Source organism: Klebsiella sp. P1927 (assembly GCF_018204675.1).
GTDB lineage: Bacteria > Pseudomonadota > Gammaproteobacteria > Enterobacterales > Enterobacteriaceae > Klebsiella > Klebsiella pneumoniae.
Genome location: NZ_CP073377.1, coordinates 4915078 through 4931638, shown reverse-complemented (window position 1 = coordinate 4931638; position 16561 = coordinate 4915078). Strand labels below are relative to the sequence as shown.

The following is a 16561-nucleotide window of genomic DNA, read 5'->3' as shown; positions in this document are numbered from 1 at the left end:
TCCCTTCTTTACTGGCTGATGCAGGCTTAGCCTCTGCGCAACCGGCGCTGGGTATACAGCGCATCGACGATAAACACCGCCAGCGCGACCCAGATAAAGCCAAAGGTCACCATTTTATCCTTGCCCGGCACTTCGCCGTAGAACGTCACCGCCAGCAGGAACATCAGCGTTGGGCCGATGTACTGGAAAAAGCCCAGCGTGGAGAGCCGCAGACGCGTTGCCGCCCCGGTAAAGCACAGCAAAGGGATGGTGGTCACCACGCCCGCGGCCATCAGCAGCAGATTGAGCGACCAGGGGTTCTCGCCCATATGGCTGGTCGGGCTGTCGGTGATGCCGAACAACCAGATTGCCGCCACCGGCAGCAGCCACAGCGTTTCCACCAGCATGCCGGTTTGCGCATCGACAGCAATTTTCTTTCGCACCAGGCCGTAAAAGGCAAAACTGAAAGCCAGCCCAAGACCGATTATCGGCAGCGAACCAAAGGTCCACAGCTGGACCAGCACGCCGCAAAAGGCGAGGATCACCGCCAGCCACTGCAGACGACGAAAGCGTTCGCCGAGGAAAATCATCCCCAACAAAATATTCACCAGCGGGTTGATAAAGTAGCCGAGGCTGGCTTCCAGCATATGGTGGTTATTCACCGCCCAGATGAACAACAGCCAGTTACCGCCGACCAGCACTGCCGAGAGCGCCAGCAGGAAGATCTTGCGCGGCGTTTTCAGCAGCTTTTTCACCTGTGGCCACTGGCGGCTGACGCTGATGAGCGCCACCATGAAGAAGAAAGACCAGATCACGCGATGGGTCAGAATTTCATCGGCGGGAACATAGTAGATAAGTTTGAAGTACGCTGGCGCGATACCCCAGATAAAGTAGGCGGCGAGGGCCAGAATGATCCCCAACCGCGTCTGTTTCGCATCCATCGGTAAAATCCATTGCCAAAGAGAGTGATGTTACTCGATTTTGGCCAATCAACCCACCATATAGGTGGCCGTTGCGCTGGCAATATAGACCTGAGCTTCGTTATGCAGTTCCACGCGGGCAACCGCCACTTTATTGCCGGCGCGCAGCAGGGTGCTGGTGGCGGTAAAACGTTCGCCGCGGCCCGGACGCAGGTAGTCCACGCGCAGGTCGATGGTTCCCATACGGGAAAGCCGCTGGCGCAACTCTTCTTCGTTGATGGTGTCATGGCGGGTAAGGGTACTGCCGACGCAGACCAGGCCAGCGGCAACGTCCAGCGCGGAGGCGATCACCCCGCCATGCAGAATGCTTTGCGCCCAGTTGCCGACCATCATCGGCTGATTATTAAAGCTAAGCTGGGCAAACGCTTTTTCGTAGCGTTCCAGTTCGAGACCGAGGGCGCGGTTAAACGGCATGTGATAGACGAAAATCTCCCCTACCAGTTTCAGGGCTGCTTCGGCAGTAAGTTCAGACATAACACCGGTTCCATTCGTTAATAAAATGTTGATTTTATGCTTCTAAAATATTGATTTCCACTTTCGGAGCGGATTAGGGGGCAGGTGATTAATAAACAGGTAGAATGGCTTCAGGTTAAACAAAAATAAAAACTATTTTTCAGGAGACCAGCATGCGTATCTCTTTGGCCTGCCTGGTGGCGCTGTGCGCGCTACCGGCCGGTGTTATGGCGCAGGACGCGTCGGTACACGACAAACCGGCAGTGCGCGGCAGCATTATCGCCAACCTGCTCCAGGACCATGATAATCCTTTCCTGCTCTACCCTTATGAGAGCAACTATCTGCTCTATACGTGGACCAGCGACCTCAATAAAGAGGCGATCCGCAGCTATGACTGGGCCGAAAATGCCCGTAAAGATGAAGTGAAGTTTCAGCTAAGCCTGGCGTTCCCGCTGTGGCGCGGTATCCTGGGCGATAATTCGCTGCTGGGCGCGTCCTATACCCAGAAATCCTGGTGGCAGCTCTCTAACAGCAAAGAGTCGGCGCCGTTTCGCGAAACCAATTATGAACCCCAGCTGTTTTTGGGCTTTGCGACCGACTACCAGTTTGCCGGCTGGACGCTGCGCGATATCGAGATGGGGTATAACCACGACTCGAATGGGCGTTCCGACCCCACCTCGCGCAGCTGGAATCGGCTTTATGCCCGCCTGATGGCGCAAAACGGTAACTGGCTGGTGGAAGTGAAGCCCTGGTATGTGGTGGGCAACACCGATGATAACCCGGATATCACCAAATATATGGGCTATTACCGGCTGAAGGTGGGCTACCAGCTGGGAGAGGCGATCCTCAGCGCGCAGGGGCAATACAACTGGAACACCGGCTACGGCGGGGCGGAACTTGGCGTGAGCTATCCCATTACCAAACATGTTCGCGCCTATACGCAGATCTACAGCGGCTATGGCGAGTCGCTTATCGACTATAACTTTAACCAAACGCGCGTCGGCGTCGGGCTAATGCTCAACGATCTGTTTTAATCGTTGCACTCTGGCTCGCAGGCGCTGAAAATAGCGCCTGTTTTCTTTTCAGGCAAATGGGGTCAACGTGGCACAGGCGGAAGTATTGAATCAGGAATCGCTGGCTAAGCAGGTTTTACAAGAGACCTTCGGCTACCAGCAGTTCCGTCCTGGCCAGGAAACGATTATCGAGACGGCGCTCGAAGGCCGGGACTGCCTGGTGGTCATGCCGACCGGTGGCGGCAAGTCGCTGTGCTATCAGGTGCCGGCGCTGGTCATGGGCGGTCTGACGGTCGTGGTCTCACCGCTGATCTCGCTGATGAAGGACCAGGTCGATCAGCTGCTGGCCAACGGCGTGGCGGCGGCTTGTCTGAACTCGACGCAAAGCCGCGAGCAGCAGCAGGAGGTGATGGCCGGCTGCCGCAGCGGGCAGGTTCGTCTGCTGTATATCGCGCCGGAACGGCTGATGCTGGATAACTTTCTTGAGCATCTGGCGAACTGGAACCTGGCGATGCTGGCGGTAGACGAGGCGCACTGTATCTCGCAGTGGGGCCATGACTTCCGTCCGGAATATGCCGCGCTGGGCCAGCTGCGTCAGCGGATGCCGCAGATCCCGTTTATGGCGTTGACCGCCACCGCCGATGATACCACCCGCCGCGATATCGTCCGCCTGCTGGGGCTTAACGATCCGCTGATTCAGGTCAGCAGCTTCGACCGGCCAAACATCCGCTATATGCTGATGGAGAAATTCAAGCCGCTCGACCAGCTGATGCGCTACGTTCAGGATCAGCGCGGCAAATCGGGCATTATCTACTGCAACAGCCGTTCGAAAGTGGAAGACACCGCCGCCAGGCTGCAAAGCCGCGGTATTAGCGCGGCGGCTTACCATGCCGGTCTGGAAAACGACGTGCGCGCCGAGGTGCAGGAGAAATTCCAGCGCGACGATCTGCAGATCGTGGTGGCGACGGTGGCCTTCGGGATGGGCATTAACAAGCCGAACGTCCGCTTTGTGGTGCATTTTGATATTCCGCGCAATATTGAATCCTACTATCAGGAGACCGGCCGCGCCGGGCGTGATGGTCTGCCGGCGGAAGCGATGCTGTTTTACGATCCGGCGGATATGGCGTGGCTGCGCCGCTGTCTGGAAGAAAAACCCGCCGGGCCGCTACAGGATATCGAACGGCATAAGCTGAATGCGATGGGGGCGTTTGCCGAAGCGCAGACCTGTCGCCGTCTGGTGCTGCTGAACTATTTTGGCGAAGGGCGTCAGGAGCCGTGCGGCAACTGCGATATCTGTCTTGACCCGCCAAAGCAGTACGATGGCTTAATGGATGCGCGCAAGGCGCTTTCAACGATTTACCGGGTCAATCAACGTTTCGGGATGGGTTACGTGGTGGAGGTCCTGCGCGGGGCCAACAACCAGCGCATCCGAGAGATGGGCCACGATAAGCTGCCGGTTTACGGTATCGGCCGGGAGCAAAGTCACGAGCACTGGGTGAGCGTGATCCGCCAGCTGATCCACCTTGGGCTGGTGACGCAGAATATCGCCCAGCACTCCGCGCTGCAGCTGACCGAAGCCGCGCGACCGGTGCTGCGTGGCGAAGTGCCGCTGCAGCTCGCCGTGCCGCGTATCGTGGCGCTGAAGCCAAAGGCGATGCAGAAATCCTTTGGCGGCAATTACGACCGTAAACTGTTCGCCAAGCTGCGCAAATTACGTAAAGCGATCGCCGACGAAGAGAACATCCCGCCATATGTGGTCTTCAACGACGCGACGCTTATCGAGATGGCCGAACAATCGCCGCTGACCGCCGGCGAAATGCTCAGCGTCAACGGCGTGGGGACACGCAAGCTCGAGCGTTTCGGGAAGCCGTTTATGGCGCTGATCCGGGCGCATGTTGATGGCGACGATGAGTAGTCAGCTGGCTGAAAAAGTGCCAGAATAGTTTCTCTCTTCATTATTTTCCTGCGAGTTAACTATGCTGATGCTTTTCCTCACCGTGGCGCTGGTGCATATCATTGCGCTGATGAGCCCGGGGCCGGACTTTTTCTTTGTCTCACAAACGGCCATCAGCCGCTCGCGCAGAGAGGCGATGATGGGTGTGCTGGGGATCACCTGCGGCGTCATGGTCTGGGCGGGAGTGGCGCTGCTCGGCCTGAACCTGATCCTCGCCCGGATGGCGTGGCTGCATAACATTATAATGGTCGGCGGGGGCCTGTATCTATGCTGGATGGGCTACCAGATGCTGCGTGGCGCGCTGAAAAAAGAGAAGGTGGCCTCGGCGGAGCCGCAGGTGGAGCTGGCCCGCAGCGGACGCAGCTTCGTGAAGGGATTGCTGACCAATCTGGCGAATCCGAAAGCGATTATCTACTTCGGCTCGGTGTTTTCGCTGTTCGTGGGTGACAGCGTCGGCGCCGGCGCGCGCTGGGGCATTTTCCTGCTGATTATCGTTGAGACGCTGGCCTGGTTTATGGTGGTTGCCAGCCTGTTCGCCCTGCCGGGGATGCGCCGCGGCTATCAGCGGATGGCGAAGTGGATCGACGGTATCGCCGGTACGCTGTTTGCGGGCTTCGGCATCCACCTGATTATCTCGCGTTAACCGGCATGCTGTTTCCCACCCGGTTGTTTCCGGGTGGGAAAGTATCAGTGGCGAAGCCGCTGCAGCTCGTCTTCAGACAGACCGGTCATTTCCATAATCGCCTGGTCATCAATACCGCGACTGCGCATCGCTTCGGCAACCTGCACCAGAGCCTGGTGTTTACCTTCTTTTATGCCCTGCTGTACGCCTTTCTCCATACCTTCTGCAAGCCATGTTTCCGCCAGCGTCATCAGTAATCCTCCATGCTGCGGCACGCGCTGTGCCAGCCCGTACAAGAGTGTCCGAGTATCTTCGGCATCCCCTGCCTGAGCCATATAGTTTACCAATACGGTGATTTGTTGTCCGCTCATCTGCTCCAGCATTAAGAGTTGGGTCAACTTATCCAGCAATTGCGCCATATCGCGCTGGCGGATGTGCTTTTGCACCAGCGTCAGGGCTGCCATGCTGCGGTGCTGCATGATGTCGTCGTCGGGGATCACCGTGATATCGACCAGCGGAAACGCCCCGCTATACAGCTGGCTGGCGGTCTCAGGATCGGCAAAATTATCCAGCCAGCGCATCGACCAGGGATAGGGGCTGCGTCGTCCCTGATAGAAGAGAATAGGGATAACCAGAGGCAGCGTTTTATGGCCGCTCTCCAGGTGCCGCTGCATGGCGGCGATGGCATAGCGCATTAAGCGAAAGGCCATCAGCTTATCGGGTGCGCTCTGGTGCTCGATCAGAACATGGACATAGCCCGCACCGCGGGTGGTTTCCAGCGAATAAAGGATATCGCTGTAGTAAGGTCTGAGATCGTCTTCGAGAAAGCTGCCGGATTCCAGACGCAGGGTGTCCAGTTTGCAGATCTGTGTTAACGACGGAGGCAGGTGGAGCTCGATAAAATCGCGCGCCGTCTCTACCCGTGAGAGAAAAGTTTTAAATACTGCATCATGAGGGGTCGCCGTTTCCGCCATTGCCGTTCATCCGTGAATCACGTATCTGGCGGCATCCTGACATGGCGGGTTCAGCGCCGACAGCGGGCAAAAAAATTAATTACCCACTTTGCGCGCCGGCTCGCGCAGAGAGAAAGCGTCGTTCACCTGGCGAACCTCTCTTTGCGAGCGAGATTCCATGATTCAGGCATGGCGGGCGGAGGCGAGCAGCGCCCCGACCAGCATAAACAGTGAACCAAAGACTTTGTTCAACGCCTTCATCTGCTTTGGCCCTTTGATCCATGCGGAAATGCGCTGCGCCAGGGTCGCATAGCCAATCATCACAATGATATCGACGACGATGGTGGTGACGCCCAGAACGAGATATTGCATCACCTGCGGCTGGTGCGGCAGGATAAACTGCGGAAACAGGGCGGCCAGAAAAACAATGCTTTTGGGATTGGTGAGATTTACGAACACCGCGCGCTGAAACAGTTTGCCGCGCGTCTGCGCCTTCGCCAGCGTATTCAGGTCGATCGCCCCTGCCGCCCGCCATTGCTGGATACCCAGCCAGATCAGGTAGGCGGCGCCGGCCCATTTTAGCACCTCAAAGGCCAGCACCGAGCGGGAGAAGAGAGTGCCGAGACCAACGCCAACCAGCACGATATGAATGGCCAGCCCGGTCTGCAAACCGGCAATCGACGCCGCCGCGCCGCGGTATCCGTGGTTAATGGAAGTGGTCATGGTATTAATCGCTCCGGAACCCGGCGACAGGCTGAGAATAATTGATGTCAGCAGGTAGGCGAACCACCACTCAATGGTCATGAGAAACTCCCTGATTGTCTGTTTTTATGCCACAATACGCTATTGTGTCAGCATTGTGTGATACACGGTAAAAAAACGATTTTCAGCGGTTAACAGGGGTGTAAACCCGATGTTTGGGCAGAAAAAGGACTGGGAAACACGAGAAAACGCGTTTGCGGCCTTTAGCATGGGGCCGCTGACGGATTTCTGGCGACAGCGCGAAGAAGCTGAATTTAAAGGCGTCGACGATGTACCGGTACGCTTTGTCCGCTTTTGCGCGCAACATAACGATCGTCTGGTGTTGATTTGCCCCGGGCGCATTGAAAGCTACGTGAAGTATGCTGAAGTGGCCTACGATCTCTTTCACTGCGGCTTTGACGTGATGATCATTGACCATCGCGGGCAGGGACGCTCGGGCCGCCTGCTCTCAGATACCCACCGCGGACACGTGGTTAACTTCAGCGACTATGTTGATGACCTGGCCGCGCTCTGGCAGCAGCAGGTGGTTCCCGGACACTGGCGAAAACGGTTTATCCTTGCCCATTCTATGGGCGGAGCGATTGCCACGCTTTTTCTGCAACGTTACCGGGCGCATTGCGATGCAATAGCGCTCTGCGCGCCGATGTTCGGGATTATCATTCGGCTGCCGGACTGGATGGTGCGCCATATTCTCGACTGGGCTGAGGGCCATCAGCGCATTCGCGAAGAGTATGCCATCGGCACCGGGCGCTGGCGGGCGCTGCCTTTTGCCGTTAACGTGCTGACGCACAGTCGGCAACGCTATCGTCGCAACCTGCGCTTCTATGCCGATGAGCCGCGGCTGCAGGTCGGCGGTCCGACCTGGCACTGGGTGCGTGAGGGCATGCTGGCCGGCGACGAAGTGCTGGCGAATGTGGAAAAAGATACCGCCCCGACGCTGCTTTTACAGGCGGAGGAGGAGCGGGTGGTCGATAATCTGATGCACGACCGCTATTGCGAATTACGGGCCGCTGCCGGCCATCCTTGTGAGGGCGGTAAACCGCTCGTCATTGAAGGGGCATATCATGAGATCCTTTTTGAAAAGGACGCTATGCGCTCAGTCGCGCTCAATGCCATCGTCGAGTTTTTCAATCGACATACTTAATCCGACGATAACGCTCGTCGCCCTGCTTAGAGGTTAACTTTTTTATGTACCAGGTTGTTGCGTCTGATTTAGACGGCACGCTGCTTTCCCCCGATCATTTCCTGACCCCGTATGCCAAAGAGACGCTGAAGCTGCTTACCGCCCGTGGGATCAATTTCGTCTTCGCCACCGGCCGTCACTACATCGACGTCGGGCAAATCCGCGATAATCTCGGCATCCGGTCGTACATGATCACCTCTAACGGCGCCCGCGTTCACGATAGCGATGGTCAGCAAATCTTTGCCCATAACCTCGATCGCGATATTGCCGCCGACCTGTTTGAGATCGTGCGTAACGACCCGAAAATCGTCACTAACGTTTATCGGGAAGACGAGTGGTATATGAACCGCCATCGTCCGGAAGAGATGCGCTTCTTCAAGGAGGCGGTGTTTAACTACAAGCTGTATGAGCCGGGCGAACTGGATCCGCAGGGGATCAGCAAAGTATTCTTTACCTGCGAGGATCATGAGCATCTGCTGCCGCTGGAGCAGGCGATGAACGCCCGCTGGGGCGATCGGGTGAACGTCAGCTTCTCCACCTTAACCTGCCTGGAAGTTATGGCGGGTGGGGTATCGAAGGGGCATGCGCTGGAGGCGGTGGCGAAGATGCTCGGCTACACTCTTTCCGATTGCATCGCCTTCGGCGACGGTATGAACGACGCTGAGATGCTGTCGATGGCTGGCAAAGGCTGCATCATGGCCAACGCCCACCAGCGGCTGAAGGATCTGCATCCGGAACTGGAAGTGATCGGCAGTAACGCCGACGATGCTGTCCCGAACTACCTGCGTAAGCTATACCTCGACTGAAAAAGATTGACGACTGGCGAATAAGTGTCCAGTCGTCAACCTGACTCTTCGCTACAATGCCTGTTCTTTATCCAACGAGACGACCATTGTGGCGCTGTTAATTATCACCACTATCCTGTGGGCCTTTTCTTTTAGCCTGATTGGCGAATACCTGGCCGGTAGCGTCGACAGCTATTTTTCGGTGCTGATGCGCGTGGGCCTGGCGGCGCTGGTGTTCCTGCCTTTCCTGCGCACGCGCGGCCAGTCGCCGCGCACGATCGTGCTCTATATGCTGGTGGGCGCGATGCAGCTAGGCATCATGTACCTGCTGGCTTTCCGCGCCTATCTCTATCTGACGGTCTCGGAATTTCTGCTGTTTACCGTGTTTACTCCCCTGTATATCACACTGATCTACGACCTGCTCAGCGGACGTAAGCTGCGCTGGGGCTATCTGCTGAGTGCCGCGCTGGCGGTGCTGGGGGCGGCGATTATCCGCTATGACAAAGTCAGCGATCATTTCTGGACCGGGCTGTTACTGGTACAGCTGTCAAACCTCTGCTTCGCCATCGGTATGGTGGGGTATAAGCGTCTGATGGAGGTGCGTCCGATGCCGCAGCACAATGCCTTTGCCTGGTTCTATGTCGGGGCCTTTATCGTGGCGGTGGCGGCGTGGTTTATGCTCGGCAACGCCCAGAAGCTGCCGACCACCACGCTGCAGTGGAGCGTGCTGGTGTGGCTCGGCGTGGTGGCTTCCGGGCTGGGTTACTTTATGTGGAACTATGGCGCCACCCAGGTGGATGCCGGCACGCTGGGGATCATGAATAACGTCCATGTCCCCGCCGGGCTGCTGGTTAACCTTGCCATCTGGCAGGAGCAGCCGCACTGGCCGAGCTTTATTAGCGGAGCGTTGGTGATCCTGGCCTCGCTGTGGGTCCATCGCCGCTGGGTCGCTCCGCACTCCGGACAAACGGCAGATGATCGCAGGCGTGGTTCCGCGCAGAGCGAATAAACGCTTCGGTGACCGGTTGACGCTGTTCGCCATCGCGAACGGCCGCGTACAACCGGCTCCATAACCCCTCACCCAGGGTTTTGGTGACCACCAGGCCCTGGCGTTCAAAGCTTTCCACCACCCAGTGCGGCAGCGCGGCGATGCCCATCCGGGCAGCCACCATCTGGATCAACAACAGCGTGTTATCGACGCTTTTCAGCTGCGGGCTGATGCCGGCCGGCTGCAGGAAGTGGCGCCAGATATCGAGGCGCCCGCGTTGCACGGGATAAATCAACAGCGTTTCCGCGGCCAGATCCTCCGGGGTAACCAGCGTCTTCATAGCTAACGGATGCTCGGGCGCCAGCACCAGACGCACCTCAAAATCAAACATCGGCGAGTAGTGCAGGCCGCTGCGCGGCAGAATATCGGAGGTCATCACCAGATCCAGTTCACCCTGCTGCAGCGCAGGCTGTGGGTCGAAGGTGACGCCGGAATGGAAGTCGACCTCCACATGTGGCCAGCGGGCGCGGAAATTCTCCAGCGCCGGCGTCAGCCACTGAATACAGCTGTGACATTCGATAGCCAGCCTCAGCCGGGTCTGCTGTGGTTCGTTACAGTCCTGCAGGGCGCGAGCGATCTGCGGCAGCACCTGGTTGGCCAGCTGTAAGAGGATTTCCCCCTGAGGCGTAAAACGCAGCGGCTGGCTCTTACGCACAAAGAGACGAAAGCCAAGGCGCTGTTCCAGATCGCTGAACTGGTGAGACAAGGCGGACTGGGTCTGGTGCAGGGCCGCTGCCGCACCCGCCAGTGAACCGCTGTTCCGCAACGCTTGCAGCGTTTTCAGATGTTTAATTTCGATCATGAAAGTCCTTCACTTCGCCATGAGCAATTTGCGCTTGAGGAATATACAGTAACTGTCAATTATGGATGTGTAAACATCTGGACGTCTAAAACTCGTCATATTTCGACTTGCAGATGCGTTGGCTGCCTTGCTTACCCCAGTCACTTCCTTCAGTAAGCTCCTGGGGATGCGCATCGTTGCCGCCTTCCGGCAAGCCGAACTATTGAGATTTTTTCTTCAGATTCAATGAAATAAGAGAGGAACAAAAATGACAATTATTAACCACACCCTCGGTTTTCCTCGCGTTGGCCTGCGCCGCGAGCTGAAAAAAGCGCAAGAGAGCTACTGGGCGGGCAACGCCACTCGCGAGGAACTGCTGGCGGTAGGCCGTGAGCTGCGCGCCCGTCACTGGGAACAGCAGAAACAGGCGGGCGTTGATCTGCTGCCGGTGGGGGATTTCGCCTGGTACGACCATGTTCTGACTACCAGCCTGCTGCTTGGCAACGTGCCGGCTCGTCATCAGAACAAAGACGGATCCATCGACATCGATACCCTGTTCCGCATTGGCCGCGGCCGCGCGCCGACTGGCGAACCGGCCGCCGCTGCGGAAATGACCAAATGGTTTAACACCAACTATCACTATATGGTGCCGGAGTTCGTGAAGGGCCAGCAGTTCAAACTGAGCTGGACCCAACTGCTGGATGAAGTAGACGAAGCGCTGGCGCTGGGCCACAAGATCAAGCCCGTGCTGCTGGGGCCGGTAACCTATCTGTGGCTGGGTAAAGTGAAAGGTGAACCGTTTGACCGCCTGACCCTGCTGAATGCCATCCTGCCGGTTTACCAGCAGGTGCTGGCCGAACTGGCGAAGCGCGGCATCGATTGGGTGCAGATTGATGAACCGGCGCTGGTGCTGGAGCTGCCGCCAGCGTGGCTGGAGGCCTTTCAACCGGCTTATGACGCCCTGCAGGGCCAGGTGAAGCTGCTGCTGACTACCTATTTTGAAGGCGTTAGCGACAATCTCGCGACCATTGCTGCGCTACCGGTCCAGGGGCTGCACGTCGATCTGGTGCACGGCAAAGATGATGTTGCCGAACTGCACAACCGCCTGCCGGCCGACTGGCTGCTGTCCGCGGGCTTGATCAATGGGCGTAACGTCTGGCGCGCCGATCTCACCGAAAAGTATGCGCAAATTAAAGACCTCGTCGGTAAGCGCGAGCTATGGGTCGCGTCATCCTGCTCTCTGCTACATAGCCCGATCGATCTGAGCGTGGAGACGCGCCTTGATGCGGAAGTGAAGAGCTGGTTTGCCTTCGCGCTGCAGAAATGCGGTGAGCTGGCGCTGCTGCGCGATGCGCTGAACAGCGGCGATACGGCGGCGATTACCGAGTGGAGCGCGCCAATCCAGGCCCGTCGCCATTCGACCCGCGTGCACAACGCGGAGGTGGAAAAACGGCTGGCGGCGATCACTGCTCAGGACAGCCAGCGCGCCAGCCCCTATGAGGTTCGCGCGCAGGCACAGCGCCAGCGCTTTAACCTGCCGAAATGGCCGACCACCACCATCGGGTCATTCCCGCAAACGACCGAGATCCGCGGCCTGCGCCTGGACTTCAAAAAGGGTAACCTTGACGCCAGTCATTATCGGACGGGGATTGCGGAACATATTAAGCAGGCGATCGTCGAGCAGGAGCGGTTAGGTTTAGACGTACTGGTGCACGGGGAGGCCGAGCGGAACGACATGGTGGAATACTTCGGCGAACATCTGGACGGTTTTATCTTCACGCAAAACGGCTGGGTGCAGAGCTATGGTTCCCGCTGCGTGAAGCCGCCGGTGGTGATCGGCGACGTCAGCCGTCCGCAGGCGATCACCGTCGACTGGGCGAAGTACGCGCAGTCCCTGACCGACAAGCCGGTGAAAGGGATGCTCACTGGACCGGTGACCATTCTGTGCTGGTCCTTCCCGCGGGAGGATGTCAGCCGTGAAACCATCGCGAAACAGATTGCGCTGGCCCTGCGTGATGAAGTGGCGGATCTGGAGGCGGCGGGGATCGGCATCATCCAGATTGATGAGCCGGCGCTGCGCGAAGGGTTACCGCTGAAGCGCAGCGACTGGGATGCCTATCTGCAGTGGGGTGTGGAAGCCTTCCGCCTTAATGCTGCGGTCGCCAAAGACGACACGCAGATCCATACTCACATGTGCTATTGCGAGTTCAATGACATCATGGACTCCATTGCCGCGCTGGACGCTGACGTGATCACCATTGAAACCTCGCGGTCCGATATGGAGCTGCTGGAGTCGTTCGAAGCGTTCGAGTACCCCAATGAGATCGGGCCGGGAGTATATGATATTCACTCGCCAAACGTGCCGAGCGTGGAGTGGATCGAAGCGCTGCTGAAGAAAGCCGCGCAGCGTATCCCGGTGGAGCGACTGTGGGTTAACCCGGACTGCGGCCTGAAAACTCGCGGCTGGCCGGAAACCCGCGCCGCGCTGGCGAATATGGTGCAAGCGGCGCGAAATCTGCGCCAGTCCGCCTAATCGTTACGCGAAAAATCAAAAAGGAGGCATTTGCCTCCTTTTTTCATGCTTAGGGCGATTACCCTTTTTTACCGCCATACTGAGCAAACCAGGCGAGCATCCGCTGCCAGCCGTCTTTGGCTGACTCTTCATGATAGCTGGCGCGATAGTCGGCGTTAAAGGCATGATCGGCTTCGGGATAGACCACGATTTCCGCCGTGGCGTTGGCTGCCCGCAGCGCCTGACGCATAGTCTCGACGGTGTCCTGCGGAATGCTGGCGTCTTTAGCGCCGTACAGACCAAGCACCGGGGCGTTGAGATCGACGGCGATATCTACCGGGTGCTTCGGCGAATTCAGTGATTTTTCTCCCACCAGCTTACCGTACCAGGCCACTGCCGCTTTAAGCTGCGGGTTATGCGCGGCATACAGCCAGGTAATGCGTCCGCCCCAGCAGAAGCCGGTGATCAGCAGACGATGGGCATCGCCGCCGTGGCGCGCCGCCCAGCTGGCGACGTGGTCGAGATCCGCCAGCACCTGCGCGTCCGGCACCTTGCTGACCAGCTCTTTGAACAGGGTCGGGATATCGTGGTACTCATTCGGATCGCCCTGACGGAAGTACAATTCAGGCGCGATAGCCAGATAGCCTTCCTGTGCCAGGCGGCGACAAAGATCGCGAATATGTTCATGCACGCCGAAAATTTCCTGTACCACGATAACGATCGGCAGCGGACCGTCGGCATTTTTCGGGCGGGCGTGGTAGGCCGGCATGTTTTCACCCTGAGAGGGAATCGACGTCTCTCCGGCGATAATATGCTCTTCCGGCGTATGAACGGCGGTTGCGGCGTGTGGTGAAGCTGCAGGTGCGAATCCAGGTTGCTTGGTGGTGGTCATGGTATTCTCCGTACCCTTATTTATTAGCGCATCAGTAACTATAGACCCTTTACCTTTAGTTCGGGCGGTAATAAAGCACAGTGCCTGAAAGCGGCTATCTTTTGTTCTGTGATGATGAATATAACTTGTTAATGTGATGTGCATCACTATTTACTGAAAAACAACTGCAACCATTATTGGTCTTGGTGACTATCATCACAAAATGTTGCCAGGGGCTTCTGTACAGTACCGTTTTGCTTCTGCTGATAATTCGACCCACAGAGGAGTTTTTTATGTCCAAGTCTGATGTTTTTCATCTCGGCCTCACCAAGAACGATTTACAAGGGGCTACGCTGGCTATCGTCCCTGGCGATCCGGAGCGTGTGGAAAAGATCGCCGCGCTGATGGATAAGCCGGTTAAACTGGCATCTCACCGCGAATTTACCTCCTGGCGCGCGGAGCTGGACGGCAAACCAGTGATCGTCTGCTCTACCGGCATCGGCGGCCCGTCGACTTCCATCGCCGTGGAAGAGCTGGCGCAGCTGGGGGTGCGTACCTTCCTGCGTATCGGCACCACAGGTGCGATTCAACCGCACATCAACGTTGGCGATGTGTTGGTGACTACCGCCTCCGTTCGTCTGGACGGCGCCAGCCTGCACTTCGCGCCGATGGAATTCCCGGCCGTCGCAGACTTCGCCTGCACCACCGCGCTGGTGGAAGCGGCGAAATCAATCGGCGCCACCACCCATATCGGCGTAACCGCTTCCTCGGATACCTTCTACCCGGGCCAGGAGCGTTACGACACCTTCTCCGGCCGCGTCGTGAGCCGCTTCAAGGGCTCAATGGAAGAGTGGCAGGCAATGGGCGTGATGAACTATGAAATGGAATCCGCCACGCTGCTGACCATGTGCGCCAGCCAGGGCCTGCGCGCCGGGATGGTGGCTGGGGTTATCGTGAACCGTACCCAGCAAGAGATCCCTAACGCCGAAACCATGAAGCAAACCGAAAGCCACGCGGTGAAAATCGTCGTGGAAGCGGCGCGTCGTCTGCTGTAACTCAACACTTTCCCTGTCAGGCCGGATCCTCCGGCCTTTCTTTTTTGCGTCGCCTCTCGCAGGAAATTCCTTTTAAACTGGACGTTTGTACAGCACAATTCTATTTTGTGTCATCAGGTTATCGCAGGGGGCGTCGTGGATCTCTCCATTATTATCAGCGCGGTTATCGCACTGGCAGCCGGGTTAATGGTCGGCTGGCTGGCGACCAAAGCGCGCGCCGATCAAATTCGGGCCGATCTCATCGAGGAACGGCGAGAGTTGGATATTGAGCTGAGCGCCGCCCGCCAGCAACTGGCGCAGGAGGCCCACTGGCGTGAGGAGTGTGAGCTGCTGAACAACGAGCTGCGCAGCCTACGGGATATCAATACCTCGCTCGAGGCCGATCTCCGTGAGGTCACCACCCGGCTCGAATCCACCCAGCTGCATGCGGAAGATAAGATCCGCCAGATGATGAACAGCGAGCAGCGCCTTAGCGAGCAGTTTGAAAACCTCGCCAACCGTATTTTCGAACACAGCAACCGGCGGGTCGATGAGCAAAACCGCCAGAGCCTGCATGGCCTGCTGACGCCGCTACGCGAACAGCTGGACGGGTTCCGCCGCCAGGTGCAGGAGAGCTTTGGCCAGGAGGCGCGTGAAAGACATACCCTGGCGCATGAGATCCGCAATCTGCAGCAGTTGAACGCGCAGATGGCACAGGAGGCGCTGAACCTGACCAAAGCTCTGAAGGGGGATAACAAAACTCAGGGCAACTGGGGGGAAGTGGTCTTAACCCGCGTGCTGGAGGCCTCCGGCCTGCGCGAAGGCTATGAGTACCAGACTCAGGTCAGTATTGAGACCGACAACCGCTCGCGGATGCAGCCGGACGTTATCGTGCGCCTGCCGCAGGGTAAGGACGTGGTGATCGACGCCAAAATGACCCTGGTCGCCTATGAGCGCTATTTCAACGCCGAAGACGACTACACCCGCGAAGTCGCGCTGCAGGAACACCTTGCCTCGGTGCGTAACCATATTCGCCTGCTGGGACGCAAGGATTATCAACAGCTGCCTGGCCTGCGCTCGCTCGACTATGTGCTGATGTTTATTCCCGTTGAGCCGGCGTTCCTGCTGGCCATCGATCGCCAGCCTGAGCTCATCAGCGAGGCGTTGCAAAATAATATTATGCTGGTTAGCCCGACGACGCTGCTGGTAGCCCTGCGCACTATCGCCAATCTGTGGCGCTATGAGCACCAGAGTCGTAACGCGCAAAAGATTGCCGAGCGGGCGGGGCGCCTTTACGACAAAATGCGCCTGTTTGTGGATGATATGTCCGCCATCGGCCAGAGCCTGGATAAGGCGCAAGAGAGCTATCGCCAGGCGATGAAAAAGCTCGCTTCCGGGCGTGGCAATCTGCTGGCCCAGGCGGAGGCCTTTCGCGGCCTGGGCGTGGAGGTCAAGCGCGGGATTAATCCTGATTTAGTCGAACAAGCTACGGCTCAGGACGAGCAATATCGTCTCGAAGATGAGGATAACCTGCCGGAAAATGACGCATTTTCACCCGACTCTGCCGAGACGGTGCGTAGCCGGGAGGCGGCTCCGCCACGCTGAAACGTATGGGAAATGCGCTGAGTCTG

The 16561-nt window shown here is 57.8% G+C and carries 15 protein-coding genes; 9 read left to right on the top strand and 6 right to left on the bottom strand.

What is annotated here, in order from left to right; translation table 11 throughout:
- Positions 1-26: 26 nt before the first annotated feature.
- Both rarD and yigI read right to left on the bottom strand, forming a co-directional pair.
- Positions 27-920 (bottom strand): EamA family transporter RarD, encoded by an 894-nt coding sequence (rarD, locus tag KB892_RS24575; RefSeq protein WP_002883402.1) that lies wholly within the window; start codon positions 918-920, stop codon positions 27-29.
- Positions 921-968: 48 nt separating this feature from the next.
- Positions 969-1433, bottom strand: a complete 465-nt coding sequence (gene yigI / locus KB892_RS24570) for an acyl-CoA thioesterase YigI (protein ID WP_002883404.1) — start codon at positions 1431-1433, stop codon at positions 969-971.
- A gap of 152 nt (positions 1434-1585) precedes the next feature.
- Here yigI and pldA point away from each other — a divergent pair, with 152 nt between their 5' ends.
- The 3 genes from pldA to rhtC all read left to right on the top strand — a co-directional run bounded on the left by pldA (position 1586) and on the right by rhtC (position 5022).
- Complete coding sequence (gene pldA / locus KB892_RS24565) at positions 1586-2446, top strand: phospholipase A (RefSeq protein ID WP_002883408.1); 861 nt, start codon at positions 1586-1588, stop codon at positions 2444-2446.
- A 67-nt stretch (positions 2447-2513) separates the two neighbouring features.
- Positions 2514-4340, top strand: a complete 1827-nt coding sequence (gene recQ / locus KB892_RS24560; RefSeq protein ID WP_004152055.1) for an ATP-dependent DNA helicase RecQ — start codon at positions 2514-2516, stop codon at positions 4338-4340.
- 61 nt (positions 4341-4401) lie between these two features.
- On the top strand, positions 4402-5022 hold the full coding sequence (rhtC, locus tag KB892_RS24555; protein WP_004152056.1) for a threonine export protein RhtC: 621 nt from the start codon (positions 4402-4404) through the stop codon (positions 5020-5022).
- Between the two features lie 44 nt (positions 5023-5066).
- Here the strand turns inward: rhtC and KB892_RS24550 are convergent, their stop codons facing one another.
- On the bottom strand, positions 5067-5975 hold the full coding sequence (locus KB892_RS24550) for an Rpn family recombination-promoting nuclease/putative transposase (RefSeq protein ID WP_002883410.1): 909 nt from the start codon (positions 5973-5975) through the stop codon (positions 5067-5069).
- Between the two features lie 162 nt (positions 5976-6137).
- Complete coding sequence (gene rhtB / locus KB892_RS24545) at positions 6138-6758, bottom strand: homoserine/homoserine lactone efflux protein (protein ID WP_002883411.1); 621 nt, start codon at positions 6756-6758, stop codon at positions 6138-6140.
- A gap of 109 nt (positions 6759-6867) precedes the next feature.
- On the opposite strand from rhtB, the gene pldB reads away from it, so the two are divergent.
- The 3 genes from pldB to KB892_RS24530 all read left to right on the top strand — a co-directional run bounded on the left by pldB (position 6868) and on the right by KB892_RS24530 (position 9693).
- Positions 6868-7860 (top strand): lysophospholipase L2, encoded by a 993-nt coding sequence (pldB, locus tag KB892_RS24540; protein ID WP_002883412.1) that lies wholly within the window; start codon positions 6868-6870, stop codon positions 7858-7860.
- Positions 7861-7904: 44 nt separating this feature from the next.
- A complete protein-coding gene (yigL, locus tag KB892_RS24535; RefSeq protein ID WP_002883413.1) occupies positions 7905-8705 on the top strand; it encodes a sugar/pyridoxal phosphate phosphatase YigL in 801 nt (266 codons plus the stop codon).
- An 88-nt stretch (positions 8706-8793) separates the two neighbouring features.
- A complete protein-coding gene (locus KB892_RS24530) occupies positions 8794-9693 on the top strand; it encodes a carboxylate/amino acid/amine transporter (RefSeq protein ID WP_002883414.1) in 900 nt (299 codons plus the stop codon).
- Here the strand turns inward: KB892_RS24530 and metR are convergent.
- On the bottom strand, positions 9581-10534 hold the full coding sequence (metR, locus tag KB892_RS24525) for an HTH-type transcriptional regulator MetR (RefSeq protein ID WP_002883415.1): 954 nt from the start codon (positions 10532-10534) through the stop codon (positions 9581-9583). The genes KB892_RS24530 and metR overlap by 113 nt on opposite strands.
- Before the next feature lie 247 nt (positions 10535-10781).
- Here metR and metE point away from each other — a divergent pair, with 247 nt between their 5' ends.
- Entirely contained in the window at positions 10782-13046 is a 2265-nt protein-coding gene (metE, locus tag KB892_RS24520; protein WP_002883416.1) for a 5-methyltetrahydropteroyltriglutamate--homocysteine S-methyltransferase, read from the top strand.
- Between the two features lie 58 nt (positions 13047-13104).
- Here the strand turns inward: metE and KB892_RS24515 are convergent, their stop codons facing one another.
- Positions 13105-13917 (bottom strand): dienelactone hydrolase family protein, encoded by an 813-nt coding sequence (locus KB892_RS24515; protein ID WP_002883417.1) that lies wholly within the window; start codon positions 13915-13917, stop codon positions 13105-13107.
- A 272-nt stretch (positions 13918-14189) separates the two neighbouring features.
- Between KB892_RS24515 and udp the strand changes: the two genes are divergently transcribed.
- Positions 14190-14951 carry a uridine phosphorylase gene (gene udp, locus KB892_RS24510; protein ID WP_002883419.1) on the top strand — a complete coding sequence of 254 codons (762 nt, stop codon included), beginning with the start codon at positions 14190-14192 and terminating at the stop codon, positions 14949-14951.
- Between the two features lie 135 nt (positions 14952-15086).
- Complete coding sequence (rmuC, locus tag KB892_RS24505; protein WP_002883420.1) at positions 15087-16535, top strand: DNA recombination protein RmuC; 1449 nt, start codon at positions 15087-15089, stop codon at positions 16533-16535.
- Positions 16536-16561 lie beyond the last annotated feature (26 nt).